This window comes from Microbacterium resistens NBRC 103078, from assembly GCF_001552355.1.
GTDB lineage: Bacteria > Actinomycetota > Actinomycetes > Actinomycetales > Microbacteriaceae > Microbacterium > Microbacterium resistens.
In genome coordinates this window covers 1-25,364 of the sequence record NZ_BCRA01000053.1, presented here as the reverse complement: position 1 = coordinate 25,364, position 25,364 = coordinate 1, and the positions used below count along the sequence as shown (strand labels likewise).

At 70.6% G+C, this 25,364-nt stretch carries 25 protein-coding genes and 1 tRNA gene; 5 read left to right on the top strand and 21 right to left on the bottom strand.

Going from position 1 to position 25,364, the window contains the following annotated elements; all coding sequences use genetic code 11:
- The coding region (locus MR1_RS10125; RefSeq protein WP_217996216.1) for a hypothetical protein at nucleotides 1–289 on the top strand (289 nt) is incomplete at its 5' end.
- Nucleotides 290–313: 24 nt separating this feature from the next.
- Here MR1_RS10125 and MR1_RS10120 read toward each other — a convergent pair.
- Both MR1_RS10120 and MR1_RS10115 read right to left on the bottom strand, forming a co-directional pair.
- On the bottom strand, nucleotides 314–1,744 hold the full coding sequence (locus MR1_RS10120; RefSeq protein ID WP_067245815.1) for an APC family permease: 1,431 nt from the start codon (nucleotides 1,742–1,744) through the stop codon (nucleotides 314–316).
- A gap of 42 nt (nucleotides 1,745–1,786) precedes the next feature.
- Nucleotides 1,787–3,508, bottom strand: a complete 1,722-nt coding sequence (locus MR1_RS10115) for an amidohydrolase (RefSeq protein ID WP_067245812.1) — start codon at nucleotides 3,506–3,508, stop codon at nucleotides 1,787–1,789.
- A 148-nt stretch (nucleotides 3,509–3,656) separates the two neighbouring features.
- Here MR1_RS10115 and MR1_RS10110 point away from each other — a divergent pair, with 148 nt between their 5' ends.
- Nucleotides 3,657–4,259 (top strand): TetR/AcrR family transcriptional regulator, encoded by a 603-nt coding sequence (locus tag MR1_RS10110; protein ID WP_067245808.1) that lies wholly within the window; start codon nucleotides 3,657–3,659, stop codon nucleotides 4,257–4,259.
- A 73-nt stretch (nucleotides 4,260–4,332) separates the two neighbouring features.
- Here the strand turns inward: MR1_RS10110 and MR1_RS10105 are convergent.
- The 11 genes from MR1_RS10105 to MR1_RS10055 all read right to left on the bottom strand — a co-directional run bounded on the left by MR1_RS10105 (nucleotide 4,333) and on the right by MR1_RS10055 (nucleotide 14,906).
- Nucleotides 4,333–4,407, bottom strand: a tRNA-Gln gene (locus tag MR1_RS10105).
- A gap of 90 nt (nucleotides 4,408–4,497) precedes the next feature.
- Complete coding sequence (locus tag MR1_RS10100; protein ID WP_067245805.1) at nucleotides 4,498–4,989, bottom strand: lipocalin family protein; 492 nt, start codon at nucleotides 4,987–4,989, stop codon at nucleotides 4,498–4,500.
- A gap of 29 nt (nucleotides 4,990–5,018) precedes the next feature.
- Nucleotides 5,019–5,411: a nuclear transport factor 2 family protein gene (locus MR1_RS10095; RefSeq protein WP_067245802.1), complete on the bottom strand. Its 393-nt coding sequence runs from the start codon at nucleotides 5,409–5,411 to the stop codon at nucleotides 5,019–5,021.
- 276 nt (nucleotides 5,412–5,687) lie between these two features.
- Entirely contained in the window at nucleotides 5,688–7,196 is a 1,509-nt protein-coding gene (gene gltX / locus MR1_RS10090; RefSeq protein WP_067245799.1) for a glutamate--tRNA ligase, read from the bottom strand.
- A 12-nt stretch (nucleotides 7,197–7,208) separates the two neighbouring features.
- Nucleotides 7,209–8,012 carry a class I SAM-dependent methyltransferase gene (locus MR1_RS10085; protein ID WP_067245796.1) on the bottom strand — a complete coding sequence of 268 codons (804 nt, stop codon included), beginning with the start codon at nucleotides 8,010–8,012 and terminating at the stop codon, nucleotides 7,209–7,211.
- Nucleotides 8,012–8,770, bottom strand: coding sequence for a class I SAM-dependent DNA methyltransferase (locus MR1_RS10080; RefSeq protein ID WP_409366249.1), 759 nt, complete (start codon nucleotides 8,768–8,770; stop codon nucleotides 8,012–8,014). Before MR1_RS10080 ends, MR1_RS10085 begins: the two co-directional genes overlap by 1 nt.
- Before the next feature lie 154 nt (nucleotides 8,771–8,924).
- The gene (locus MR1_RS10075) at nucleotides 8,925–10,172 is read right to left on the bottom strand and encodes an MFS transporter (protein WP_067245793.1); all 1,248 of its coding nucleotides are present in this window, start codon (nucleotides 10,170–10,172) and stop codon (nucleotides 8,925–8,927) included.
- The gene (locus MR1_RS10070; RefSeq protein WP_067245790.1) at nucleotides 10,169–10,945 is read right to left on the bottom strand and encodes a fumarylacetoacetate hydrolase family protein; all 777 of its coding nucleotides are present in this window, start codon (nucleotides 10,943–10,945) and stop codon (nucleotides 10,169–10,171) included. Before MR1_RS10070 ends, MR1_RS10075 begins: the two co-directional genes overlap by 4 nt.
- 139 nt (nucleotides 10,946–11,084) lie before the next feature.
- Nucleotides 11,085–12,173: a branched-chain amino acid aminotransferase gene (locus tag MR1_RS10065; RefSeq protein WP_067245787.1), complete on the bottom strand. Its 1,089-nt coding sequence runs from the start codon at nucleotides 12,171–12,173 to the stop codon at nucleotides 11,085–11,087.
- Between the two features lie 47 nt (nucleotides 12,174–12,220).
- Complete coding sequence (locus MR1_RS10060; RefSeq protein ID WP_067245784.1) at nucleotides 12,221–13,276, bottom strand: 3-isopropylmalate dehydrogenase; 1,056 nt, start codon at nucleotides 13,274–13,276, stop codon at nucleotides 12,221–12,223.
- Between the two features lie 100 nt (nucleotides 13,277–13,376).
- Complete coding sequence (locus MR1_RS10055) at nucleotides 13,377–14,906, bottom strand: MFS transporter (protein WP_067245781.1); 1,530 nt, start codon at nucleotides 14,904–14,906, stop codon at nucleotides 13,377–13,379.
- A 135-nt stretch (nucleotides 14,907–15,041) separates the two neighbouring features.
- Between MR1_RS10055 and MR1_RS10050 the strand changes: the two genes are divergently transcribed.
- A complete protein-coding gene (locus MR1_RS10050) occupies nucleotides 15,042–15,596 on the top strand; it encodes a TetR/AcrR family transcriptional regulator (protein WP_067245777.1) in 555 nt (184 codons plus the stop codon).
- Nucleotides 15,597–15,674: 78 nt separating this feature from the next.
- Here MR1_RS10050 and serA read toward each other — a convergent pair whose 3' ends face one another.
- The 3 genes from serA to MR1_RS10035 all read right to left on the bottom strand — a co-directional run bounded on the left by serA (nucleotide 15,675) and on the right by MR1_RS10035 (nucleotide 18,317).
- A complete protein-coding gene (serA, locus tag MR1_RS10045) occupies nucleotides 15,675–17,294 on the bottom strand; it encodes a phosphoglycerate dehydrogenase (RefSeq protein ID WP_067245773.1) in 1,620 nt (539 codons plus the stop codon).
- 163 nt (nucleotides 17,295–17,457) lie between these two features.
- The gene (locus MR1_RS10040; RefSeq protein WP_067245770.1) at nucleotides 17,458–17,790 is read right to left on the bottom strand and encodes a hypothetical protein; all 333 of its coding nucleotides are present in this window, start codon (nucleotides 17,788–17,790) and stop codon (nucleotides 17,458–17,460) included.
- Between the two features lie 17 nt (nucleotides 17,791–17,807).
- Complete coding sequence (locus tag MR1_RS10035; protein WP_067245767.1) at nucleotides 17,808–18,317, bottom strand: hypothetical protein; 510 nt, start codon at nucleotides 18,315–18,317, stop codon at nucleotides 17,808–17,810.
- Between the two features lie 69 nt (nucleotides 18,318–18,386).
- Here MR1_RS10035 and MR1_RS10030 point away from each other — a divergent pair, with 69 nt between their 5' ends.
- Nucleotides 18,387–19,361 carry a hypothetical protein gene (locus tag MR1_RS10030; RefSeq protein WP_255218125.1) on the top strand — a complete coding sequence of 325 codons (975 nt, stop codon included), beginning with the start codon at nucleotides 18,387–18,389 and terminating at the stop codon, nucleotides 19,359–19,361.
- Between the two features lie 126 nt (nucleotides 19,362–19,487).
- Here MR1_RS10030 and MR1_RS20530 read toward each other — a convergent pair whose 3' ends face one another.
- The 4 genes from MR1_RS20530 to MR1_RS10015 all read right to left on the bottom strand — a co-directional run bounded on the left by MR1_RS20530 (nucleotide 19,488) and on the right by MR1_RS10015 (nucleotide 22,725).
- On the bottom strand, nucleotides 19,488–20,288 hold the full coding sequence (locus MR1_RS20530) for an alpha-L-fucosidase (protein ID WP_255218124.1): 801 nt from the start codon (nucleotides 20,286–20,288) through the stop codon (nucleotides 19,488–19,490).
- Entirely contained in the window at nucleotides 20,285–20,836 is a 552-nt protein-coding gene (locus MR1_RS20525; RefSeq protein ID WP_255218123.1) for an alpha-L-fucosidase, read from the bottom strand. The genes MR1_RS20530 and MR1_RS20525 overlap by 4 nt, the downstream gene beginning before the upstream one ends.
- Nucleotides 20,837–20,909: 73 nt before the next feature.
- Nucleotides 20,910–21,830, bottom strand: coding sequence for a carbohydrate ABC transporter permease (locus MR1_RS10020; RefSeq protein WP_233460057.1), 921 nt, complete (start codon nucleotides 21,828–21,830; stop codon nucleotides 20,910–20,912).
- On the bottom strand, nucleotides 21,820–22,725 hold the full coding sequence (locus MR1_RS10015; RefSeq protein ID WP_067245764.1) for a carbohydrate ABC transporter permease: 906 nt from the start codon (nucleotides 22,723–22,725) through the stop codon (nucleotides 21,820–21,822). Before MR1_RS10015 ends, MR1_RS10020 begins: the two co-directional genes overlap by 11 nt.
- 92 nt (nucleotides 22,726–22,817) lie before the next feature.
- Here MR1_RS10015 and MR1_RS10010 point away from each other — a divergent pair, with 92 nt between their 5' ends.
- A complete protein-coding gene (locus MR1_RS10010; protein ID WP_067245822.1) occupies nucleotides 22,818–23,897 on the top strand; it encodes an ROK family transcriptional regulator in 1,080 nt (359 codons plus the stop codon).
- Nucleotides 23,898–23,925: 28 nt separating this feature from the next.
- On the opposite strand, the gene MR1_RS10005 is transcribed toward MR1_RS10010, so the two are convergent.
- Nucleotides 23,926–25,194, bottom strand: a complete 1,269-nt coding sequence (locus MR1_RS10005) for an alpha-L-fucosidase (protein WP_067245761.1) — start codon at nucleotides 25,192–25,194, stop codon at nucleotides 23,926–23,928.
- Nucleotides 25,195–25,364: the final 170 nt, after the last annotated feature.

Here is a 25,364-nt window from a genome sequence, read left to right as displayed (position 1 = left end):
GGCCGCGGCGGGATCGCGGTCGTCTGTCGGTCCGCATCTCGCGCTCGGTCTCGTCGCGACCGCGACCCTCATCCTGCTGATGCCCGCTCGGACCCCGGGCGCCGTGCCGGTCCTCGGCGCGCACGGGCACGGCGGCGGCTCCCCCGTCCCGGTCCTCCTCGCCGTGCTGGCTCTCGGGACGGTCGTCGCGACGGCGCTCGCTCTTCGTCGAGATCGTTCCTGGCCGCACCGGGTCCACCATGCGGCGATGGCCGCCTCGACCCTCGCGATGACCGCCCTCGTCGCCTGATGCCGTAGCCGGCGGCGCCCGGCGTCATCGACGCGACGGGGCGGACGCCTCTTCGTACATCTCGATGTTGATCGGCCCGGTCAGATCCGGAGGCGACGCGCGGAATCCCCGCGTCTTGACGATCAGGTAGATCACCCCGATCGCCGTCCACGCGCCTCCGATCACCATCGAGATCGGGTTCAGGCTCAACCAGAGCGCGACGTTGATCACGACGCCGACGGCGGGCACGAGCACGAACCCGAGCCAGGATCCGATCGAGCGGGTGGAGAGGAAGCGGAAGAACACGAAGATCACCGACAGGTTCACGAAGGTGAAGGCGATGAAGGCCCCGAAGTTGATCATCGACGACGCCTGCTCCAGATCCACGAAGAGGGCGGTCAGGGCGATGAGGGCGACGAGCACCACGTTCCCGACGGGGACACCGGTGCGCGGATCGACCCGACTGAACAGACGTCGCGGGAGTGCGCCGTCGCGGCCCATCGCGTAGAGCAGCCGTGCGGCGCTCATCTGCTGGGTGATCCCGCAGCCGAGCACGGCCATCATGTATCCGCCGACGAACATCGCCTGGAAGGCGGCACCGCCGATGTACTTCGCGATCTCGGGCGAGGCCCCGACGATGTTCTCGAGCGTCGTCACATCCGGGAACAGCGTCTGCATCACGTAGGTGACCGTGAGGAAGAACGCCCCCGCGGCGGCGACGATCAGGAAGATGGCCCGAGGAACGTCCCGGGTGGGCTTCTCCGCCTCCTCGGCGAGGGTCGACACGGCGTCGAATCCGAGGAACGACAGCGCGAGGATCGCGGCGCCGCCCGCCAGTGCTCCGGCCTGGAGGTCGTCGGAGAAGAACGGCCGCACCGAGAACCCCGCGCCGTTCTCCCCGTTCACGACGTTCGCGACGGCGAGGACCACGAACACCACGGCGACCAGGAGCTGGATGGAGACCAGCACGACATTCATCCTGGCCGCCAGCCTCACCCCCATGAGGTTCAGCGCGGTGCAGATCCCGATCGTCAGGAGGACCCAGACCCAGAAGGGGACCTCCGGGAAGAGCGCCCCCATGTAGATCCCGGACAGGATCGCGTTGATCATCGGCAGCAGCAGGTAGTCGAGCGTCGCGACCCATCCCACGAGGAATCCGACAGTGGGGTGCATCGTCTCCTTCGCGTATGTGTACGCGGATCCGGCGACGGGGAAGAATCTCACCATCCGGGAGTAGCTGAAGGCGGTGAACAGCACCGCCACCAGCACGACGAGGTAGGCGAGGGGAACGTGCCCGCCGGTCTTGTCCGCGACGATCCCGAACATGTCGAAGACCGCGAGCGGCGCCATGTAGGCGAGACCGATGAAGACGAGGTGCCGCAGGCGGAGCGTGCGTCGGAGCCGCCCGGGCTCGGAGGATGTCGGTGTGCGCGGGTCGCCGCCGGAGACGGCGGACGGGGATGACGGCGTTGGCATCGGAGGCGTCCTAGTGTGCGGGGTTGCGGGGGTGTCGGGAGGTCAGTGGGCGTGGGAATGGCAGTGATGGTCGGCGGACGGCTCGGAGCAGATGCCGCCGGGTCCCGCAGGATCGGGGGCGGTGTCGACGACGAAGGACCCGTCCAGCTCGCCGTGCCGGTCGTGGACGGGCTCGCCGCCGACCACCGTGAGGTCCGCCTGCTGCGCGAGGATCTGTGCGGGCTCCAGCGCGTAGAGATCGGCGGACCAGACCACGAGGTCGGCGAGGTATCCGGTGCGGAGCATCCCCAGCGAGTCCTCGCGGTGGAACGCCTCCGCTCCGCCCTTCGTGTAGGCCTGCAGCGTGCGGTCGAGATCGAGGCGCTCGTCGGTGGTCCAGGCGTCGCCGCCGTCGAGCCGCGCACGCGTCATGGCGCTGTAGACGCCGACGAGCGGGTCCATCTCGCCGACCTGCCAGTCGCTGGAGAACGTGACGCGCGCTCCCGAGTCGACCATGGACCGGAACCGCCAGGCGCGATCCCACCGGTCCTCCCCCACGTTCTCCATCCATGTGCCTGCGACGAGGTCCGGAGACGCGTGCCGCGGCTGCATCGCCGCGACCACCCCCAGTTCCCGGAACCGGGGAAGGTCCTCCGGTGCCAGGCACTCGACGTGCACGATCCCGTGCCGGGCGTCGCGGTCGCCGTTGCTCCGGCGCGCCGCCTCGATGGCGTCCAACGTCAGCCGGATCCCCCAGTCGCCCGTCGCGTGGGTGTGCACCTGGTAGCCGAGGCGGTCGAGCTCGACGAACAGCTTCGTGAACTCCCCCGGCTCCATGCTGGTGTGTCCGCGGTGGCCGGGCCGGTTGGCGTAGTCCTCCAGCATCGCCGCCGTGTGCGGCTCGATGACGTCGTCGGCGTAGAGTTTCACCATCCCGAGGCGGAACCGGTCGTGCGCGGGCGTGCTGCGGATCGCGTCGGTGATCCGCGCCCGGAAGTCGCCGTCGGCGCCGACCGGATGATAGATCGCGGCGGTGGTGCGGGCGGTGAGCCTTCCCTCCCGATCGGCGCGGTCGAAGAGCGGCAGCTCGGCGAGGGGCACCTGCGGCTCGACGACGCTGGTGATGCCGAACCGGGCCGCCATCGCGAGACTGTTCACGATCTTGCGGTACCGACGGTCGGGCGAGTACATCGGGATGTCCCGCTGGAGCTCACGAAGACCGTCGGTCGTCATCGCGCTCGTGTAGAAGTCGGTGATCCAGCCCGTCGGCTCGCCGGTCACGCGGTCGATCTCGGGGTTGCCCCAGGCGATGTCGCCCCCGTTCAGGATGCCCAGCTCCGCGAGCGCGGGCCGGTTCAGCCAGACGGAGTGCTGGTCGTAGGTGGTGATGAAGACCGGTCGGTCGGTGACGCCCGCGAGGTCCGCGGCGCGAGGGCGCCGGCCCTCGACGACGGAGTAGAGCGCGTTCTCGGCGCAGATCCACCGCAGCTCCGGATGACGCTCCGCGAAGGCCCCGATCCTGGCGCGGACCGTGTCGAGGCTCGTCACCCCCTCCAGGCTGACCGCCAGATCGTCGAAGCCCAGGAGGAGGTGGTTGTGCGTGTCGGCGACGCCCGGCGTGAGGAGGCGACCGTGCAGGTCCACGGTCCGCCGCGCGGCGGGGGCGTCCTCCGCGGAGCCGATGAAGGAGATCCGGTCGCCGGTCACCCCGAGAGCCTCGGCCCACGGCCGGTCCGGGTCGAAGGTGCGGATGCGTCCGCCGGTGTAGAGGGTGTCGACGACCATGTCGTGGCTCCTGGGTCTTCGGGAGGGAGCGGCAGCTGCGTCGCCGATCCGATGGTTCTTTGACTACAGAGTAAATTAATTGACTCAAATGTCAAGAAACGGATCGCATCGCGGAGGACACCGCCGGAGGGCCTGCCATACTGGCGTCATGGCACGCCCTCGCACCCAGGAACGGCGACGACGCGAGGTCGTCGACGCCGCCCTCGACGCCGCGGCCGCGCACGGCCTGCGCAACCTCTCCCTCACCGATGTCGCGAACCAGGCCGGGGTGACCCGAGGGGCGCTCCTCTATTACTACGAGGACCTCGACGCGATCCTGGTCGAGGCCCACGCCGCCGGCATGCGTCGAGTCGGCGAGGAACGGGAGGAGCTCGTGGCGCAGGCGACGACCGCGGGCGAGCAGCTCGCGATCGCGATCCGCGCCGGCCTCCCGCACGGTCCCGACGACGCGCTCATGCGGCTGCTCTACGAGTTCGATGTGCTCGCGGGCAAGTCCCCGCTCCACGACGAGCTCGTCCAGCGGCTGTACCGGGAGCAGCTGGGGCTCTACCGGCGCATCCTCGAAGCCGGGGTCGCAAGCGGCGAGTTCGCGCTCACGGGTCCGCTCGACGACACGGCCATGAACTTCGTCGCTCTGGAGGACGCCTACGGGCTGCACATCGTGGCGGGCGGCAGCATCACCGTCGAGAGCGCACAGCGCGCCATCGCCCTGTTCGCCGCGCAGGCCGGCGCCCCGATCCCCGGCCCGTAGAAGACACGGCTCGTCGGACGACGACAGAAGCCCGGACCACTGATCTTCCTCAGTGCTTCCGGGCTTCTCTGTATGGCTGGGGTACCTGGACTCGAACCAAGAACAACTGAACCAGAATCAGCCGTGTTGCCAATTACACCATACCCCAAGGGCGGAACCGGAGCCCCGCACCGAGGTTCAAGCTTACCCGAGGCCCGGCCAGGAGCCAAACCGGGCGCGCCGCCCGCGTGTGGCGCGCTCAGACCTGCACGACGTGGCCGGACTGGCGTGCGCGGATCCACGGCGAGAGGTCGAACCCCTGTGCGCGGGCGGTCGCCAGGAACTCCGCCTCCACGTCGTCGGAGATCTCCGGGGTCCGTGAGAGCAGCCACAGGTAGCGCCGATCCGGCGTGCCGACGAGCGCCGTCGTGTAGTCGGCGTCGATCCGCAGCACCCAGTAGTCCGCCCGTGTGAACGGGATCCATCGGAGCCCCTCCGGGAGGAAGGTCACCCGCAGCCGCCCCGGATGCCCCTCGACCGGTTCCGCCTGGCCGACCGCCTGCGTCGGCTGACCGTCGGCGTCCAGGCATCGGTTGTCGACGCGGACGGTGCCGTCCTCGTTCTGCGCGTACTCGGCGGTCACGTCGCTGGCCTCGTCGTCCTCGAACCGGAGCGGGAGGCGCCCGACCTCGAACCACAGCCCGAGGTAGCGGAACAGCTCCAGCTCGGGCACCGATGTCACATCCTGCATGCCTCCCCCTTCGTCCGGCGTCCGCCGGGTCAGTGCGTGATCGTCGTCTGCTGGTACAGCGCGAGACGAGGCTGGCCGTCCACACGGCGATAGACGCTCGACATCAGTGCGGTGAACGGCTCCGTATCCGGGACCGAACCCGGGTCGTCGTCGCGGGACGCGACCGCGCGATAGATCAGCGCTGCGGCATCGTCGCCCATCGGCAGGTGACGCTCGTCGCTCAGCTCGTAGCGGGCCCACGGCGGAGCCGCGTCGAGCGAGGCGGCGACCTCGTCCCGGCCCATCACGGCACCGTTCACCAGCACCATGACCGCGTCCGGGAGCATCATCTCGCCGTAGAACGCCCCGCCCTGCCCGGAGCACAGCGCCCGCCAGCCCCGATGCTCGAGCTCGAACAGCTCATCCTTGCCGAGTGCGCGCATACGGTCACGCTACGTGCGCCCTGCTTCCGCCGGAAGCCCCCTTCCGTCCCCGCCTGCCCTGAGGTATGGGGCCCGGGATCGGCGCGCCACTCCGGATCGGGGCGCGACGCAGGTGTTCGGGGCACGCCCCGGCTCCAAATCCCCCCAATCTCGGCCCCAAACCCGGCCCAGGAATCACGGGGGCACCACGCGGGATTGGGGCCCGGTATGGGGGTTCGGGGCGCGAGATGGCCCCGAATCCCCCCGAACTCGGCCCCAACCGGTACCAGACTCCCGTCAGCGGGCGAGGAACTCGGCGAGGGAGGTGAGACGACGCAGGATCTCCTCCTTGCCGAGGAGCTCCATCGACTCGAACAGCGGCGGCGACACCCGGCGGCCGGTCAGCGCCACCCGAGGCGGACCGTAGGCGACACGGGGCTTGAGTCCCAGGCCGTCCACGAGCGCGGCGGACAGCGTCTCCTGGATGGCGGACGGCGTGAAGTCCTCCAGCGGCTCCAGCGCGTCCACGCAGGCGGTCAGCACCTCGGCGGCGTTGCCCGGCAGTCCCTTGAGCGCGTCCTCCTCGTACGAGACCGTCTCCGCGAACAGGAACCCGAGCATGCCCGGCACCTCGCCGAGCAGCTGCACGCGCTCCTGCACGAGCGGCGCCGCACGGAACGCGAGCACGATCTGCTCATGCGTCGGCTCCCCGCCGAACACGTCCGCCGCCGCGAGGTACGGCAGGATCCGCTCGGCGAAGTCCTTGGGCTCCAGCATCCGGATGTGGTCGCCGTTGATGGACTCGGCCTTCTTCTGATCGAAGCGCGCGGGGTTCGGGTTCACGTTCTCGATGTCGAACGCGGCGGTGAACTCCTCCAGCGAGAACACGTCGCGATCCGGGCCGATCGACCAGCCGAGCAGGGCCAGGTAGTTCAGCAGCCCCTCGTGGATGAAGCCGCGCTCGCGGTGCAGGAACAGGTCGGCCTGCGGGTCGCGCTTGGAGAGCTTCTTGTTGCCGGTCTCGCCGAGGACGAGCGGCATGTGGGCGAAACGCGGGACGAAGGTCGTGACCCCGGCATCGATGAGCGCCGCGTAGAGGGCGAGCTGGCGGGCGGTGGACGGCATGAGGTCCTCGCCGCGGAGCACGTGGGTGATCCCCATCAGCGCGTCGTCCACCGGGTTCACGAACGTGTACAGCGGCACGCCGTTCGGACGCACGATCACGAAGTCGGGGAAGGATCCGGCGGGGAACGTGACCTCGCCGCGGATCAGGTCGACGTACGTGACGTCCTCGTCCGGCACCCGCAGGCGCAGCGCAGGCTGACGCCCCTCGGCGCGGAAGGCGGCCTTCTGCTCGTCGGTGAGATCGCGGTCGTAGTTGTCGTAGCCGAGCTGCTTGGCGCGTCCGTTCGCCTCGTTGCGGGCGTCGATCTCCTCCGCCGTCGAGAAGCTCTCGTAGACGCTCCCCGCGGCGATGAGCTTGTCCAGCACCTCACGGTAGATGTCGTGGCGCTCGGACTGCCGGTACGGAGCGTGCGGACCCCCGACCTCGACGCCCTCGTCCCAGTCGATCTTCAGCCACGTGAGCGCGTCGACGAGCTGGCGGAAGCTCTCCTCGCTGTCGCGCGCGGCGTCCGTGTCCTCGATGCGGAACACGAGCTTTCCGCCGGTGTGACGCGCGTAGGCCCAGTTGTAGAGGGCGGTGCGGACCATGCCGACGTGCGGCAGGCCGGTCGGCGACGGGCAGAAGCGGACACGCACATCCGAGCCGGTGGCGGTCGTGGTGCGGGGATCGGGAGTAGCCATAGCCCTTCGATTCTAGTTGTCGGCCGTCTCCCCCATGGTGCGCGGTGCGTTCGTCGTCACCGCGACGGCGGCGGTGTGCCTCAGCGGAAGCATGCCGTCCTCGGCATGCTCATCGACGATCTCCTCGAAGGCCGCCCGGAAACGACGTCTCCCCCGGTCGTCGAGGCCGACGAAGCGCGCCCCCGCGCCGGCGACGCCGCCCTCCACCGACGCCCACAGCGCCGAGGGTCGCACCCGCCACACCCACGAATGCTCCCGGACGCTCACGCGTCGGTCCCCCTCCTCCCATCCCGCGTCACGGAGCATGCCCTCGAACCCGTCGACCGAGCGCTCGAAATCGTTCTCCGGAGCCAACCGCGCAGGAGGCGCCTCGGGCAGACCCGCGCGGGTCACGACGGAGGCCCAGAACCAGGAGGGGGACACGACCCACGTCGTGGCGACCGCGACGAGCCGGCTCACGCGGCCCAGCTCCCGCGCCGAGGCGCGCGGATCCTCCACGTGGTTCAGGACGAAGTTCGCGACGACCGCGTCGAACGCGTCATCCGCGTACGGAAGGACGGGCAGTCCGCCGGGCTCCATCCGGAGTGCCGGGTGGCGTTCCCGCGCGACGTCGCGCATGCTCTCCTCCGGCTCGCAGGCCGTGACCGCCCAGCCCGCCCGCGCCAACAGCGCGGAGACGTCGCCCGGGCCCGCGCCGACGTCCAGCAGGGTGCCCCCGTCCGGCGCTCCGAGCGCCGCGACGATGGGACCGCTCGTCCCCGCGCACAGGTCGGCGTACGACGCAGCGTACGCCGGCCCTGTCCCCTGCCACCCCATCAGGCGCCGTCGACGGGCTTGCGCCACACGGAGACGTGCGAGGTGCTCTCCCCGGTGAACGGCGTCCGGCCCCAGTCCGCGTAGCGGGCGACCGGCTCCAGTCCCGCCAGACGCGCCATCAGATCGAGCTCCGACGGCCACACGAAACGAAAGTGATGGGGGCGATGCCGGAAGCGTCCATCGGTCTCCCGGACGTAGTGGTGGGAGACAGCGCGCTGGGTGACGAGGTCGTACTGATCGAATCCGAGGTGCCCCTCCGAGATGTCGAACGGCACCGCGTCGTGTCCCGGCGGCATGGAGCGGAGCGACGGAACGCCGACCTCGACGACGAAGTGCCCGCCGGGGTCCAGGTGCCGGGCGGCGTTGCGGAAGCACTCGACCTGCGCGTCCTGGGTGTACAGATTCCCGATCGTGTTGAACACGAGGTACACCAGGGTGAAGCGCCGATCCAGCCGCGTGGTGGCCATGTCTCCGATCACCACCGGGATCGCGTCGGTCTTCTCCCGCAGCTTCGCGGCCATCTCCGGGGAGTACTCGATCCCGTGGACGGGCACGCCGCGCTCGCGCAGGGGCACCGCGACCCGCCCGGTACCGATGGCGAACTCCAACGCGGATCCGTCGCCGGCGAGCTCCGCGAGGAAGCCGGAGGTCGCCGCAAGCAGCTCCGGGGCGAACATCGGGTCATCGGGGCCGTCGTAGTGGTCGGCCTGCTCGTTCGTCCAGAGGTCGCTGGGAACCGCGTCGTCCGTCATGACCATCACCCTACAAACCCCGGGCTGCCTCGTGCCGCGGTACGTCTCCGGCGGAGACCTTTCGGATCAGCGGACCGGCTCGTCGCGCTTCTCCGCCGGACGCATCGTTCTCCGCCGGACGGGTCGTTCTCCGCGCCGGTCGGACGGCCGTCCCGAGCGCTCAGCGACGGGCGAGCGGGGCGAGGACGACGATCGCGGCGACCACCACCAGAGCCGCGGCGGCGAGTCCGCCGTAGCCGAAGTTCGTCAGCACGATGCCCGCGCCGGCGGCGCCCGCCGCGGCGGTGAGGCTCATCAGCGAGTCGCTGAGGCCCTGACGCCGCGGGCGCCGCTCCAGGGCCGAGGCCTCCGTGAGAAGCGCCGCGCCGGACACGGTCGCCGCGCTCCAGCCCAGTCCCAGGAGGATCAGCGCCGCCATGACGCCGCCGGGGCTCTCCCCCGCCGCGATCGCGATCACGAGGGACGCCACGAGCATCGCCTGCCCCACGAGGATCACCGGAACGCGTCCCCAGCGGTCCGCGAGCATGCCGAAGACCGGGGACAACCCGTACATCCCCGCCACGTGGAGGCCGATGGTCATCCCGACGAGGAAGGTCACGTCGGTGGTGCTCGCCCCGTGCCCGCCGTGGGCCATGTGCGCCAGATGCACGGGGGTCATCGCCATCACCGATGCCATGACCGCGTGGGATCCGGCGACCGCGAAGATCGCGTATCGAGCGGCGATCGGACGATCCACCGCCGCTCCTACCGCAGCCGCGCCGCCCGGGCGGTCTCCCACCGCCAGCGCGGTGAGCAGCGGATCCGGACGCAGCGCCACGAGGTAGAGGATCAGCGCGAGCGACTGCCCGACGAGCGAGAAGACGTACGAGCCGGTCAGCGGCGGCATCCCCAGCCAGTGTCCGAGGTGCTCCCCCGGCGACAGGAGGAACGGCCCCGCCACACCGCCGATGGTCGTGGACCACACCACGACGGACAGGTCGCGGCCGCGGTGGCGCGGCTCGGCCAGGTCGGTCGCGGCGAACCGGGACTGGAGGTTCCCGGCGTTGCCCATCCCGATGAGGATCACGCCCGCCAGCAGGACAGGGAAGACGCGCACGGAGGCCGCGAGGATCACGATGACGACGCCGACCAACGCGAGGATGTTGCCCGCGGTGAGCGCGAACCGGCGCCCGAAGCGGCTCGCGGCGCGGGCGAGCGGGATCGCGGCGAGCGCCGCCCCGAGCGTCACCGAGGCGGTCGCCAGCCCGGACAGCGCGTCGTCCCCCGAGATGTCTGCCGCGAGGAGGGCACCCAGCGACACGGTCGCGCCGAACGCGATCCCGCCGAGCACCTGGCCCAGGGCCAGGACTCCGACCGTCCGGCGCTGGATGCCCGCGATCTGCGCCTCGGTGGACGCGGTCACGGTCACGACAGCGGGAGGGCGTCGCGCACCGAGTTGCGCAGCACCCCGATGCCGGAGACCTCGACCTCGACGCTGTCACCGGCTTCGAACGTGCCGACGCCCGCGGGCGTGCCGGTCATGATGACGTCGCCGGGGAGCAGGGTGAACACGGCCGACGCGTACTCGATGATCGCGCCGACGGAGTGGATCATGTCCGTGAACGGCGCCTGCTGCCGGGTCTGGCCGTTGACGCTCGTGCGGATCGTCGCGGACGACGGGTCGAACTCGGTCTCGATCACCGGTCCCAGCGGGCAGAACGTGTCGAAGCCCTTCGCCCGGGACCATTGCCCGTCCTTGCGCTGGAGGTCGCGGGCCGTGACGTCGTTGCCCACGGTGTACCCGAACACGTAGTCCGCCGCGTTCTCCGCGCGGACGTTCTTGGCGATCCGCCCGATCACGACGGCCAGCTCGCCCTCGTACTCGGTCCGCTCCGACAGCGCCGGCCGCACGATCGTGTCCCCCGGGCCGATCACGGAGGTGTTCGGCTTCAGGAACAGCAGCGGCTCCTCGGGGGCGACGCCGCCCATCTCGGCGGCGTGGTCGTGGTAGTTCTTGCCCACGCACACGACCTTGGACCGGGGGATCACCGGGGCCAGCAGCGCGGCGTCCGCGAGGGGGATCCGCTCCCCCGTCGTCTCGTATCCGGCAAACATCGGGTCGCCCGCGAGGACGACCAGCTCCTGCTCGTCGACGATGCCGTACTGGATGCCGTCGTTGTGGCTGAACCGCGCGATCTTCACCGCTTCAGCCTATCGATGCGGACGACGCCGAGGGCGGGAACTCGGGTTCGGTCGCCGGAGGACGGCACGCCGGCCCCTCGGAGCGAACCGATGCCGGCGACCCCGAGGGGACGCCGGCATCGGCGTGCCGGAGACGCGGTCAGGCGTCCAGGCGGAGAAGCCAGCCGTGCCGGTCCTCGCGGCGTCCGTACTGGATGTCGGTCAGCTCCTCGCGCAGGGACAGGGCGAGCTCGCCCGACGGCTGCACGTCCTCGAACCCCTCGCCCTTCAGCGTGCCGATGGGTGTCACCACCGCGGCGGTGCCGCACGCGAACACCTCGACGATGTCGCCCGAGGCGACCCCGTCGCGCCACTCCTGGAGGGACACCGGACGACGCTCGACGACGTGCCCGCGGTCCTCGGCGAGCTGCAGCAGCGAGTCGCGCGTGATGCCCTCGAGGATGCTGTCGGACGCGGGCGTGACGATGCGGCCGTCCTTGTAGACGAAGACGACGTTCATGCCGCCGAGCTCCTCGACGTTGCGGTCCTGATCCAGGAAGACGACCTGGTCACAGCCGTGCTCCGCCGCCTCCGCCTGCGGCAGGAGGCTCGAGGCGTAGTTGCCGCCGGTCTTCGCCGCGCCGGTGCCGCCCTTGCCCGCACGTGCGTAGTTCTCGCTGAGCCAGATGCTGACCGGCTTCACGCCGCCCTTGAAGTAGGCGCCTGCCGGGCTCGCGATCAGGTGGTACGCCACCTTCTTCGCGGGCCGGACGCCCAGGAACGCCTCCTTGGCGAACATGAACGGGCGCAGGTACAGGCTCTGGTCCGCGGCCGTGGGCACCCAGTCGCCGTCCACGGCGATGAGCTCGCGCAGCGACTGGACGAAGTACTCGGTCGGCAGCTCCGGCAGCGCGAGCCGGCGGGCGCTGGCCTGCATGCGTGCCGCGTTGCGGTCCGGCCGGAACGTGTGGACGGATCCGTCGGCGTGGCGGTACGCCTTGATGCCCTCGAAGATCTCCTGGGCGTAGTGCAGCACCGCAGCGGCCGGATCGAGCGAGATCGGACCGTACGGCTGGACGCGCGGACGGTGCCAGCCGCCGTGCTCGGACCAGCAGATGTCGACCATGTGGTCGGTGAAGTTCGTCCCGAAGCCCGGGTTCTCGAGGATCTCCGCGCGCTGGGCGGGGCTCTTCGCGGCGAGGTTCCTGGTCACGGTGAACGTGAGCGGTGCGGTGGCGGTGTCGGTCATGTCACATCCTGCGGTCGGTCGGGGCGGCGGCGTGCGCTGATCTCAGGTTACGCCTGGAGCCGGGCGATGATCGCGTCGCCCACCTCTGCGGTGGATCGCGACGCGCCTTCCTCACGCGCGGCGATGTCCGCCTCCACGGCCCGCTGGACGCGGCGGGACTGGTCCGTGAGGCCGAGGTGGTCCAGCAGCAGCGAGACCGACAGGATGGCGGCGGTCGGGTCCGCCTTCTGGAGACCGGCGATGTCGGGCGCCGAGCCGTGCACCGGCTCGAACATCGACGGGAACTCCCCCGCCGGGTTGATGTTGCCGGACGCGGCGAGCCCGATGCCGCCGGTGACCGCCCCGGCGAGATCCGTGAGGATGTCGCCGAACAGGTTGTCGGTGACGATGACGTCGAAGCGGGACGGCTGCGTCACGAGGAAGATGGTCGCGGCGTCCACGTGCAGGTAGTCGACCTCCACGTCCGGATGCTCCGCGGCCACCGCGTCCACGATCCGCTTCCAGATCGCTCCCGCGTGCACGAGCACGTTGGTCTTGTGCACGAGCGTCAGCTTCTTCCGCCGGCGCTCGGCGAGATCGAACGCGTAGCGCACGACGCGTTCGACGCCGAAGGCGGTGTTGACGCTCGTCTCGTTCGCGATCTCATGCGGCGTGCCGGTGCGGATGGACCCGCCGTTGCCGACGTACGGCCCCTCCGTGCCCTCGCGCACCACGACGAAGTCGACGTCGCCGGGAGCCGCGAGCGGACCCGGCGCGCCGGGGTACAGCTTCGACGGGCGCAGGTTCACGTAGTGGTCGAGCGCGAAGCGGAGCCGGAGCAGCAGTCCCCGCTCGATGTTCGCGTCCTTCAGCCGCGGGTCGCCGGGGACGCCGCCGACGGCGCCCAGCAGGATCGCGTCGTGGGAGCGGATCGCCTCCAGGTCGGCGTCGGTGAGCGTGTCGCCCGTGTCGAGATAGCGCGCGGCGCCGAGCGAGAAGCGGGTCCTCTCGAATGTCACGTCCGCGCCGACGGTGACGGCGTCGAGGACCTTCTCCGCCTCGGCGACGACCTCGGGACCGATGCCGTCTCCGGGGATGACGGCCAGTTTCACGACGCGGGACATGGGGCTCCTTGCGGGACTCTCTGCGGGTGGAGGGTCCCAGGCTATCGGGAGCCGGGGACTCTCTCCGTCCGCGTTTCACTCCGCGGCGGACGACCCGCGCTCAGGAGCGAGGACTCGTCCGCAGGGTCACGAGGGCGATCAGGGCGGCGAGGACGACGAGGCCGGCGCCGATCAGGGAGGTCACGCCCACCCCCGACTCGAACGCGGCGACCGCCGCCTGCCAGATCTGGCCGCTCAGCGGCTCCGCGAGATCGTGCGACACCGTGTACGCGCCGGCCAGCGTCTCGCGCGCCGCGTCCGCCGCGCCCGCGTCGAGGCCGGCGGGCAGCACGAGGGCGCCGCGGTAGAAGGCCGTGATGATCCCGCCGAGGATCGCGGTGCCGAGGACGGCTCCGAGCTCGTACGCCGTCTCGGACACGGCCGAGGCTGCTCCGGCCTTCTCGGCGGGGGCGTTCGCGAGGATGAGCTCGTTCGAGATCGTCTCGGCCGCGCCGATCCCGATCCCGAGCGCGACGAACGCCAGGATCAGCGCCACGATGTGCTCGCCGGCGAAGGCCACCAGCAGGTACCCGCCGACGGAGAACACGAGCGCCGCGGGGATCAGGATGTGCGGCGACACACGGCGCGAGATCGGCACGATCGCCAGTCCCGACACGATCATCGCCGCCATGCCCGGCACGAGCGCGAGGCCGGCGACCATCGGAGCGAGCCCGAGCACGAGCTGCAGGTGCTGCGACACGTAGTAGAGGAAGCCGACCAGGGCGACGACGCTGAAGAGGTTCACCAGGATCGCGCCGGAGAACCCGCCCCGGCGGAACAGCGCCATGTCGAGCATCGGGATGTCGGCGCGGAGCTGGCGTCGGACAAACAGCGCGCCCATCACGATCCCCAGCAGCGCCCAGGCGGCGCCCAGGACCGTCGGCCCGTCGACGGCGAAGGACTTGATCGCGTAGACGACCGGGATCATCGCCGCCATGGAGAGCAGGATGCTGAGGGGGTCCACGCGCCCCGGGTTGGGGTCGCGGCTCTCCGGCACCAGCAGCGGCGCGCCGATCAGCAGCGGGATGAGCACGGGCACGGCGATGAGGAACACGGATCCCCAGGCGAAGTGCTCGATCAGGAATCCGCCGACGATCGGCCCGAGGGCGGAACCCGCCGAGAAGGCGGAGGCCCACACGGCGATCGCGAGGCGGCGCTGGTCCCGGTTGGTGAAGATGGAGCGCAGCAGCGACAGGGTCGAGGGCATCAGCATGGCGCCGAAGAAGCCCAGCAGCGCTCGCGCCGCGATGAGCAGCGCGGCGGTCGGGGCGAAGGCCGCGAGGGCGCTGACCGCGGCGAACCCGGTCGCGCCGATCAACAGCATGCGACGGCGTCCGAACCGGTCGCCGAGGTTCCCCATCGTCACGAGGAGCCCGGCGAGCACGAGCGGGTACACGTCGATGATCCAGAGCTGCTCCGCCCCGCTCGGCGCGAGGGCGAGGGAGATCTCGGGCAGGGCGAAGCTGAGGACCGTGTTGTCGACCGAGACGAGCAGCACGGGGAGCATCAGCACCGCCAGCGCCGCCCAGGCGCGGGCTCCGGCGCGGGGCGCCTGCGTGCCGGCCGTCGGGGTGGACGCGGTGACGTGCATGGGTACCTCTCACAGTGTGGGCGACCGCGGGACCGCGATCGAAACTAAACCGTCTGGCTGGTATAGTAACAGGTGAAGCCGGCTCCGTCTGCGCGTTTCCCGAGCACGCGTGCCGGCGCGACGAGAGGAAGCCCCATGCCCCGCCCTCCCCTGGCCCGTGAGCGCGTGCTCGACGCGTACGAGGCGATCCTCATCGACGAGGGAGAGCGCGCGGCGACGGTCGAGGCCGTGGCCCGGGCGGCCGGAGTCTCCAAGGGCGGCCTGCTCTACCACTTCGCCTCCAAGGAGGAGCTCTCCGAAGGGCTGATGGCGCGCTTGGACGCGCTCGTGTCCGAGGACGTCGCCCGGATGACGGCCGCCCCGGAGGGCACCGTGGAGTACTACATCCGCACCTCGGTGATGGACGACGATCCGATCGACCGCGCGCTGGTCGCCACCTCGCGCCTGGCGCAGACGGGTCACCCCGCGGCGGTCGCGGCGCTTCGGCGGGCACGCCAGCGCTGGGCGGACACCCTTCGTCCGGACGTCAGGGACGAGACGAGCCTGCACCTGGTCATGCTGCTCAGCGACGGCCTCTACTTCAACAACGCCCTCACGGCGAGCGATCAGGCACCGGGCCTCGACGGCGCCCCGCCGACCGGCGCCGCCCTCGACGCGCTCATCGCGCTGGTCCGCCGCGTCACCACCTGACCACGCTCCCGCCCCGCCGTGTCGCCGCCGGGACGGGCCGGCGGCCCGCCGGAGCTCCGGCGGGCCGCCGAACGAGCGTCAGACCTCGGTGATCTCGATCTGGCGGAAGACGTCCGCGTCGATCTCCGCCCGGACCTCGTCCAGCAGCTCCTCCGCGACCGGGGAGTCGAGCGTCAGCACGCTCAGCGCCTGGGCCCCGGCCGCCTCGCGGGCGATCTGCATCCCGGCGATGTTGATCCCGGCCTCCCCGAAGCGCTGGCCGTAGACCGCCACGATGCCGGGGCGGTCGGTGTAGACCATCACGACGTGGTGCTTCTCGATCGGCAGCTCGACCGCGAACTCGTTGATGCCCACCAGCTTCTCGACCTGCTTGGGTCCGGTCAGCGTGCCGGACACCGCCAGCTGCGATCCGTCGGAGAGCGCCCCGCGCAGCGTGATGACGTTGCGGTACTCCTCGGACACGTCGTCCTGCAGCAGCCGCACTGCGACACCGCGCTGCTCCGCCAGCAACGGCGCGTTCACGTAGGACACGGTCTCGCTGACGATGTTCGTGAAGACGCCCTTGAGCGCGGCGAGCTTGAGCACGCTCACGTCGTAGGCGTTCAGCTCGCCGTGCACCTCGACGTCGAGGCTGGTGAGCGGCGACTGGGCGAGCGCGGAGAAGATCTGGCCGAGCTTCTCCACGAGCGGGATGCCCGGGCGCACGTAGGGGTCGATCACGCCGCCGGCGACGTTCACCGCGTCGGGGACGAGGTCGCCGCCCAGCGCGAGTCGCACCGAGCGGGCGACCGAGATCCCGGCCTTCTCCTGCGCCTCCTCCGTGCTCGCGCCGAGGTGCGGGGTGACGACGACGTTCGGGAGGTCGAGCAGGGCGCGGGCGCTCCCGCCCTCGGCCGGGGGCTCGGAGGTGAAGACGTCGAGGCCGGCGCCGGCGATCTCGCCCGCGACGAGGGCCTCGTGCAGGGCCTCCTCGTCGATCAGGCCGCCCCGGGCGACGTTGATGACGAAGGCGGTCTTCTTCATCGCCGCGAACTGCTCGGCGCCGATCATGCCCGTGGTCTCGGGCGTCTTCGGCATGTGGATGGTGAGGAAGTCGGACTCCGCGACGAGCTCGTCGAGCGAGACCAGCTGGACGCCCATCTGCTGGGCGCGCGCGCTGGTGACGTAGGGGTCGTAGGCGATGACGCGCATGTCGAAGGCCGCGAGGCGGGCCGCGACCAGTGCGCCGATGCGCCCGAGGCCGACGATGCCGACGGTCTTCTCGAACAGCTCGGCACCGGTGAAGGAGCTGCGCTTCCACGCGCCTGAGGACAGCGAGGCGTGCGCGGCGGGGATGCGGCGCGCGAGGCTCAGGATGTGCCCGACGGTGAGCTCGGCGGCGGAGACGATGTTGGAGGTCGGCGCGTTGACCACCATGACGCCTGCGGTGGTCGCGGCCTTGATGTCGACGTTGTCGAGGCCGACGCCCGCACGGGCCACGACCTTGAGCTTCGGCGCGTGCGCGAGGGCCTCGGCGTCGATCCTCGTGGCGGAGCGGATGAGAACCGCATCCGCCTCGGCGAGCGCGTCGAACAGCGCCGGGCGATCGGTCCCGTCCACCTGGCGGACGTCGAAGTCCGGCCCCAGGGCATCGACGGTGGCCGGAGAGAGGACTTCGGCGAGGAGGACGACGGGCTTCGGCGCGTTCTGATCGGGCACGGTGGGTATCCTTCGGTGCGGGCACACGGCGCGGGGCAGCGCGCAGAGCGGTTCGGGGCCGATGCGCCGCACTCCGTCGGGGGCGCGATCGGTCACACTCTACCGGCTCGCGCGCCCCTCCCCCGACCGTGTGACGACGGCCGCGGCGCCGGGCCGCGAAGGATCAGGCGCCGCCGCCCGAGAGCGCCTTGACGGTGTACCCGACCACGTCGACCCAGAAGACGGCCACGACCCCGAGTCCCGCGAGCAGCACGATCGCGAGCACGCCGAGACCGCGGCGCCGGGTGATCAGGATCGAGACGACGAAGACGAGCGCGGGCAGGAGGATCGCGATGACCAGCGCCGCCCACGACGTGGCGTCGATGCCGAGACCCGCCACGGTGACGAGGTACGCGACGGCGTTCCACACGGCGTAGGCGTAGAACAGCCCGGCGATCCCCAACACCGTGTAGAAGAGCCACCGAGGCCGTCGGAGGTCCTGGGCCGTCGTCGTCATCGCGGTTCCTTCCCCGGTCACGACCCCACCAGCCCGAACATCACGAACGGCCAGGGCACGAGCAGCACCATCCCGATCACGAGGGCGAGCACGCGGATCCACGACGCCTTGCCCCGGGTCAGCACCCAGGCGGCGACGAACCAGAGCAGCGGCGCGGCCACGGCCAGCCACACGGCGGGCGTGTACATGGGCGCCGGGACGAGGAGCCCGGCGAGCGGGCTCAGCCTCATGCCGCCCACGATCCACCCGACGGCGAACAGGAGGTAGACGCCGCCGATGATCCCGGTGACGAGGAGCATCGCGTTGCTGAGCCCGGCGGGCTCGTCCGCCTCGCCGTCCTCGCCGCCGTCCTCGGCGGTCGCCTCGGTCGCACGCTCGGTCGGCGGTTCCGTCGCGGGCCGGTCCGGCTCGGTCCGGACGTCCTCGCTCCCCCGGCCGACGGCCTTCCAGCCCGCCGGCAGCACGGGGGCCGGACCGTCGGGCTCGTCGCCGTCCCAGCGGAACGCCTCATCGGGGTCGGGTGTCATGCACCCAGCGTAGCGACGCCGCGCGCGGCACCACTAGGCTCGGTGTCGCACTCCGGGGAAGGGACCACCGTGGCCGAGAAGAGCAGCAAGAAAGACGCGTCCGTCGAGCCGACCGCGCAGGCGAAGGGCGCGGCAGCGGCCGGCGCCGCGGACGCCCCCGCGGACCCGCCGGCGAACTGGAAGCCGACGACGACCGCCAAGGCCACCGCGACGCGGTTCCGGTGGATCGCCGGCGCGCTCTGGGCGCTCGCGATCATCGGCGAGGCCGTGGCGATCTTCTGGCTGCTGCGGCAGCGCGTCTTCGTCGGCGAGGACGGCACGCTGGTCCGCAACCCCGACACGGGCCTGCTCGAGGAGCAGGGCGTCACCGCGCAGTTCCCGCAGTGGGCCTTCATCACGCTGCTCGTGATGCTCGCGGTGATCGCGGCGCTGTCGATCATCGGCTCGATCCTCTGGAAGAAGGCGAACCGGCTGGATCCGGCGCGCAAGTCCGACACCGTGCGGTTCTTCGTGCAGAACCAGCTCGGCGCGATCATCGCCGTCGTGGCTTTCCTGCCGCTGATCATCCTGATCTTCCTCAACAAGGACATGGACAAGGGGCAGAAGACGACGGCGGGGATCGTCGGCATCGCCCTGGCCGCTCTCGCCGTGGTCCTCGGCATCGACTTCAACCCGCCGTCGGTGGAGAAGTACACCGCCGACCAGTCCACGGTGATCCAGCTCCTCGGCAAGGACGAGGTGGTCTGGGTCGACGGCGGCTCGGTCTACCACGTGTGCGACGAGGTGTCCGACATCCAGACCGGCAGCGAGAAGCGCACCGGCACCACCGCGGAGGCCGTCGAGGCCGGCAAGATCCGCCTCACGCTGAAGTTCGCCTCCGAGATGCGCACCTGCGGCCTGGCGGTTCCGGAGAACTCCGACGAGATCACCGACGCCCTGCGGGCGATCCAGGGCGGGCAGGTCGACACCCCTCTGCCCACGCCGGTCTGGGGCGACCCGGCCGACGCGCCGATCCAGATCGAGGACGCCGCTCCGACGGAGTGACCCTCGTCCCCGCCGAAACCCCCTCCGCACGCCGAAACCCCCTCCAGGATCGCGCTGCTGGAGGGGGTTTCGGCGGTGTGAGGGCGTCTCGCGGAGGGGAACGACGCGAGTCGACGACCGGAGGGCTCAGACACCGGGGGCGGTGAGCACCGCGACGGGCTCGGACCGGAGAGCGTCCGGGACGGACACGATCCGCGCCGCCCCCTCCGTGACGACCTCCGCCGCCGACCCGTCCGCCCAGCGCAGGGCGGCGCCGTCGAGCTCCGACGGCACCTCCGCCTCGCCGTGGGCCGGGTCGAGCAGGTGCAGGTGCACCGCGTTTGCGGAGCGGGTGTAGGCACGCGGCGCGCCCGTCCGCTCTGCCGCGCGGATCCACGGCCGCGTGCCGTAGACCGCGTCGCCGTTGCGCCGCAGCCAGCCGCCCAGCTCCCGCATCGCGCGACGCTGCAGCTCGGGGATCGCGCCGGACGCGTCCGGCCCGACGTTGATCAGCAGGTTGCCGTTCTTGGACACGACGTCCACGAGCAGACGGAACAGCGCGGCGCCGGACAGGGAGTGCCGTTCGTCCTCGGCCTGATTGAACCCGAAGGAGTAGCCGAGCCCGCGCGTCGACTCCCACGGCTCGTCCACGATGTCCGGGATGTGCGTGTACTCGCGGGTGAGGAAGCCATGGTAGGGAACGCCCCAGCGGTCGTTGACGACCCCGTCGGGAACGGCGTCGAAGTACCTCCGCAGCAGCGCCGCCACCGCGTAGTCCTCCGAGCCCTTGCCGCCGTCGGGCCACTCGATGTCGTTCCACAGCACGTCCGGCCGGAAGCGCGCGACGAGCTCCTCGAGCTGGGCTGCGGCGTACCGGGCGAAGGGGGCGTCGTTGCGGCGGTACCGGAAGAGATCGGTGTCCGACGCGATGTGCGGGAAGTCGCTCACGTGCCAATCGAGGGCCCCGAGTAGTAGACCCCGAAGCGCGCCCCGGCGCGGCGGGTCGCGTCGTGGAACTCCGCGATGAGGTCGCGACGAGGACCGCGCCGCAGCGCGTTGAACCCGGTGGTCTCCGTCCCCCACAGGCAGAACCCCTCGTGGTGCTTCGTCGTCGGGACGACGTAGCGCGCTCCCGCGTCGACGAGCTCGCCGACGAAGGAGTCCGCATCGAAGGCCGACGCGTCCCACAGGTCTGCGAGGTCCTCGTACGAGGTGCCGGGCCCGTAGAGACTCTGATGGCGCTCCCACGTCGGGCTCCCGGCGATCCGCACGGTGTTGCCGTACCACTCGGCGTACTGGTGCCACGCGTACGCGTCCTCGGTCGGGATGTTCACGCCCTCGCCGTGCTGCACCGCCCAGGCGGGCACGGAGTAGAGCCCCCAGTGCACGAAGAAGCCCAGCTTGGCGTCCCGGTACCACTCCGGAACGCCCTGGTTCGGATATTGCGGCGCGGCGGCGCCGAAGTCCGGTCCCGTCCGCTTCTCGAAGTTCATCATGCCGGGGTGTCCTCCTCGTGTCCTGATCCGACCGCGGGCCGCACGCGCGGCGCGTGTCCGATGTCGACGGCGCTCATCGTCCGCCCAGCCCCGCCATGGCGATGCCCTTGACGAGGTGCTTCTGCAGCGCGATGACGAGCACGGTGGTCGGGATCATCGAGATGATCGCCGCAGCCATCTGCAGGTCCCAGCGGGTTCCGGTCAGTCCCGAGAAGCTCGCCAGCCCGACCGGCAGCGTGCCGTGCGCGTTGTAGTCGACGGTCACGATGAGGGGCCACAGATAACTGTTCCAGAAGGACAGGAACGTGAACACCGACAGCACCGCGACGGCGCTCTTCGCCAGGGGCAGGATGATCTGGAGGAACGAGCGCACCGGCCCGGCGCCGTCGACGCGCGCCGCCTCCTCCAGCTCGTAGGGGATGCCGCGGAAGAACTGGCGCATGAGGAACGTGCCGAACGCGGTGAACGCGAAGGGCAGGATCAGCGCCTGATAGGTGTCGACCCAGTTGAACCACTGCATCACCTGGAACATTGGGATGACGAGGACCTCGGCGGGCACCATCAGCGTCGCCAGGAACAGGACGAACACGGCGTCCCTGCCCTTCCACCGCAGGCGTCCGAAGGCGTAGCCGGCGGTGGTGGACACGATCAAGACGACGAGCGTGCCGGCGACCGCGACGAAGAAGGAGTTCCCGATGTAGGTGAGGAACGGCCCGTACGCGAACACGTCGAGGAAGTTCGCCCACCGGACCTCTGACGCGATCAGGGTCGGCGGCATCGAGAACATCTCGGAGTTCGGCTTGAGCGCGGAGAAGAACGCGTAGACGATCGGCGAGAGGAAGACCGCCGCCGCAAGGTACACCACGACGTGTGCGATCACGAGCCGGATCCGCTGCCCCCGCGTCAGGGGCTCACCGGTGCGGGCGGAGCGATCCGGTTCCACGGCCTCGTCGGCCATCTCAGCGATGGCCGCCTGCGGGAGGTCAGTGCTCATAGTGCACCCACTTCTTCTGCGCGCCGAACTGGAGCGCGGTGATCACGATGATGAGGGCGAAGAGGATCCACGCCCCCGCCGCGGCCAGCCCCAGGTCCTGGAACTTGAACCCCTGGTTGTAGATGAACTGCACGAGGGGCTGGGTGGCGTTGCCCGGGCCGCCGCCGGTGAGCAGCTGCGGCTGTGCGAACACCTGCAGCGAGGTGATCATCGTCATGATGGTGGCGAAGAAGATCGCCGGGGAGATCATCGGCACGACGATGCTCCACTGCATGCGAAGCCCGGTGGCTCCGTCGATCCTGGCCGCCTCGATCACGGACTCCGGGAGCTGCTCCAGCGCCGCGGAGAAGATCAGCATGTTGTAGCCGAGCCCCTGCCACACGCTCATCACGACGACCATGATCATCGCCCAGCTGGGGTCCGCCAGGAAGTTGGGCAGGGTGATGCCGAACCAGCTCTGGGCGGCGCCGTTGAACAGTCCCTGCGGCTGCAGCATCATCTTCCACACGAGGACGTTCGCCACCATCGGCGTGACCACCGGGATGAAGAACAGCACGCGCAGCGCCCCTCGCCCGCGGATGCGCGGTCCGAGCCCCATCGCCAGCGCAAGCGAGAGGACGATGCTCAGCGGGACGTAGAGCAGGGTGAAGACCGCCGTGTTCCGCAGAGCCGGCCAGAAGTCGGGACTCGACGTGAAGAGCGTGATGTAGTTGTCAAGCCCGGTGAACGTCTTCTCGCCGTACGTCGGCCAGTCGAAGAAGCTCATCACGATGGAGAGCACGACGGGCACGATCGTGAACACGGCGAGGCCCACCAGGGCCGGGCTTGCGAAGCCCAGCGCCTGGCGGCCCTCTGCCTTGGCGAGAGACCCCCGGCGGCGCACGGTGGTCGTCATCGAATCCCCTTCCTCGGCGTCTCGCGCCTCAGTTTCCGAACTGCTGCTGCGCGGACTCGAGAACGTTCGTCGATCTCGTCTCACACGGAGAGATCCGCTCCCGGTCGGAACTGGCGCGGGCGCTCTCCCTCGCCCCGTCCACGGTCTCCCTCCGCGTCCAGGAGCTCGTGGAGGCCGGGATTCTGCGGGAGGACGGCCATGAGGAGAGCCGGGGCGGGCGGCGGCCACGGCGCCTATCGCTCAACAGCGACAACTCCCGCGTCCTCGCCGCCGAGCTCGGCGGCGGTCACGCCCGCCTCGGCGTCCTCGATCTCGGCGGCCGACTGCACCGCACGGAGACGATCCCGATCACCATCTCGGACGGCCCGGAGGAGACCCTGGCCGCCGTCGCACGGTCGCTTCGACAGCTCGCCGAGGACGCAGACATCCGAGCGATCGGTCTCGCCCTCCCCGGTCCGGTCCAGATCGCGACCGGCAGCGTGGAGCAGCCCTCCCGCATGCCCGGCTGGCATGGGTTCCCCGCGGCCGAGGCCCTCTCGGACGGGTTCGGTGTTCCGGTCGTGGTCGACAACGACGCGAACCTGATGGCCCTCGGCGAGCACCATCGCCGCCTCGGACGCGAGGAGCACAGCATCACGGTGAAGGCCGGAACGGCGATCGGCAGCGGCATCATCGTCGCCGGGGAGGTCCATCGCGGCGCGACCGGGGCTGCGGGAGACATCACTCACGCCCGGATCGCCGGTGCCGCGGACGTCCCGTGCTCCTGCGGCAATCACGGGTGTCTGGAGACCGTCGCCAGCGGCGCGGCGCTCGTGCGGCAGATGCGCGAGCGCGGCGTCGATGTCCGCACCGCCGCGGACGTCCTGGCCCGCGCCCGTGACGGCGAGCCGCTCGCCACCTCGCTCGTGCGCACCGCGGGGACGTTCCTCGGCCAGGTCCTCTCGGGGGTCGTGAACTTCTTCAACCCCCACGCCGTCTTCCTGACCGGCGGCCTGAGCGCGAGCGAGCCCTTCCTCGCCGCGGTGCGCAGCCGGGTGTACGAGGCCTGTCACCCGCTCGCCACCCAGACTCTGCGCATCGAGGCCGCAGAGTCCGGACCCGACGCGGCGCTCTACGGCGCGGCCAGGCTCGCCGCCGCCCGGATCGACCCCGCGAGCCTGCGTCCGAGCTGACGCCTCTCCCCCGGGCCCGTGGAACGCGTCACTCGCCGGGAACGAGCGTCAGCTCGATGACGGGCACGAGCACATCCGGGCGACGGATCGGGAGGTGCACGCTCAGCGTCCCTTCCGCCTCGCCGGCAGGGGTCATCAGGTCCGCTTGCCGCGTGGGATCGCTCACGGAGGTCTGCAGCCACGATCCGTCGTTCAGCAGACGCGCGAACGACACCTTCCCCGCCAGGCCCGGCAGATGCACGACGCCGAGCGGCCAGTGGAACAGGTGCAGGTAGAGGCGATCCCCGCGGCGTGTGTAGACCCCCTCCCGGGGAGGGCTGAGCGGTGAATGACCGGCACCGACGATCGCCCGGCGGTGAAGGCGCATCCACTCGCCGATCTCGGCGAGCACCTGCTCGTCACGACGGGAGATCGCGCCGCGGCCGTCCGGTCCGATGTTCAGCAGCATGTTGCCGCCCATCGAGACCGAGTCCGCCAGCATCTGCACCAGCAGGGTCGCGGACTTCTGGTCGTGATTGTCGCGGTGATAGCCCCACGACCCGTTGATCGTCTGACACGCCTCCCATACCTGGGGTTCTCCGTCCCGCATCAGGGGCGCCGTGGGCTGGTACTGCTCCGGCGTCACCAGATCCGCCGGGATCCCCAGGCGGTCGTTCACGAGCATGTCCGGCTGGAGCCGCCGGCACAGGGCCAGCAGTCCCTCGGCGTCCCAGTCCTCCGGCCCCTTCCCCGCCCAGCCGCCGCTGCTGTCCGGGTAGGTGAAGTCGAAGAAGAGGTAGTCGACGTCGCCGTAACGCGTCAGCAGCTCCTCGACCTGGCCGTGCAGGAAGGCTCGATACCGGCCCATGTCCCGCCGCTCGTTGCGCCCGTGCTCGGCCTCCTCGCCGCGGAGGGGGTGATTCGCGTCGACGGTGAAATCCGGGTGGTGCCAGTCCAGCAGCGAGTGGTAAAAGCCGACCCGCAGGCCCTCGTCGTGCACCGCGTCCACGAACTCCCGCACCAGGTCCCGCCCGCACGCCGACACCGACGTGAAATCCGTCAGCGCCGAGTCCCACAGGCAGAAGCCGTCGTGGTGCTTCGTCGTGAGCACGACATACCCCATGCCCGTGGCCTTCGCCCGGCGCGCGATCTCCCGGGCATCGAACAGGTCGGGGTCGAAGTTCTCGAAATACGCGCGATACTCCTCCGATGAAAGCCGCTCGTAGCTCTGGACCCACTCGTGTCTCGCCGCCGTGCTGTACAGGCCGAAATGCACGAACATCCCGAATCTCGCCTCGTCGAACCACTGCTGCCGCATCGTTCCTCCTCTGGACTCACCCCATCCTGACATAAACATCGGATGTCTGGGGTGTGATGCACAGACATCGGTCATGGAGCGGGCGCAGGTACACGAAACGCGGTGACCGCCGGGGCGGGTCACCGCGTTTCGTCCCGTCGCTGCGCTCCTCGCTCAACGACCGGGGGGGG

What these genes read in the sequence shown, in the direction of transcription:
- MR1_RS10040 (WP_067245770.1), bottom strand. Translation starts at nt 17,790, where the DNA reads ATGACGACGACGGCCCAGGACCTCCGACGGCCTCGGTGGCTCTTCTAC.
- MR1_RS10060 (WP_067245784.1), bottom strand. Translation starts at nt 13,276, where the DNA reads ATGTCCCGCGTCGTGAAACTGGCCGTCATCCCCGGAGACGGCATCGGT.
- MR1_RS10055 (WP_067245781.1), bottom strand. Translation starts at nt 14,906, where the DNA reads ATGCACGTCACCGCGTCCACCCCGACGGCCGGCACGCAGGCGCCCCGC.
- MR1_RS20525 (WP_255218123.1), bottom strand. Translation starts at nt 20,836, where the DNA reads ATGATGAACTTCGAGAAGCGGACGGGACCGGACTTCGGCGCCGCCGCG.
- MR1_RS10115 (WP_067245812.1), bottom strand. Translation starts at nt 3,508, where the DNA reads ATGGTCGTCGACACCCTCTACACCGGCGGACGCATCCGCACCTTCGAC.
- MR1_RS10050 (WP_067245777.1), top strand. Translation starts at nt 15,042, where the DNA reads ATGCCCCGCCCTCCCCTGGCCCGTGAGCGCGTGCTCGACGCGTACGAG.
- MR1_RS10020 (WP_233460057.1), bottom strand. Translation starts at nt 21,830, where the DNA reads ATGAGCACTGACCTCCCGCAGGCGGCCATCGCTGAGATGGCCGACGAG.
- MR1_RS10100 (WP_067245805.1), bottom strand. Translation starts at nt 4,989, where the DNA reads ATGCAGGATGTGACATCGGTGCCCGAGCTGGAGCTGTTCCGCTACCTC.
- MR1_RS10065 (WP_067245787.1), bottom strand. Translation starts at nt 12,173, where the DNA reads ATGACCGACACCGCCACCGCACCGCTCACGTTCACCGTGACCAGGAAC.
- MR1_RS10085 (WP_067245796.1), bottom strand. Translation starts at nt 8,012, where the DNA reads ATGGGGTGGCAGGGGACAGGGCCGGCGTACGCTGCGTCGTACGCCGAC.
- MR1_RS10035 (WP_067245767.1), bottom strand. Translation starts at nt 18,317, where the DNA reads ATGACACCCGACCCCGATGAGGCGTTCCGCTGGGACGGCGACGAGCCC.
- MR1_RS10015 (WP_067245764.1), bottom strand. Translation starts at nt 22,725, where the DNA reads ATGACGACCACCGTGCGCCGCCGGGGGTCTCTCGCCAAGGCAGAGGGC.
- MR1_RS10005 (WP_067245761.1), bottom strand. Translation starts at nt 25,194, where the DNA reads ATGCGGCAGCAGTGGTTCGACGAGGCGAGATTCGGGATGTTCGTGCAT.
- MR1_RS10095 (WP_067245802.1), bottom strand. Translation starts at nt 5,411, where the DNA reads ATGCGCGCACTCGGCAAGGATGAGCTGTTCGAGCTCGAGCATCGGGGC.
- MR1_RS10110 (WP_067245808.1), top strand. Translation starts at nt 3,657, where the DNA reads ATGGCACGCCCTCGCACCCAGGAACGGCGACGACGCGAGGTCGTCGAC.
- gltX (WP_067245799.1), bottom strand. Translation starts at nt 7,196, where the DNA reads ATGGCTACTCCCGATCCCCGCACCACGACCGCCACCGGCTCGGATGTG.
- MR1_RS10080 (WP_409366249.1), bottom strand. Translation starts at nt 8,770, where the DNA reads ATGGTCATGACGGACGACGCGGTTCCCAGCGACCTCTGGACGAACGAG.
- MR1_RS10120 (WP_067245815.1), bottom strand. Translation starts at nt 1,744, where the DNA reads ATGCCAACGCCGTCATCCCCGTCCGCCGTCTCCGGCGGCGACCCGCGC.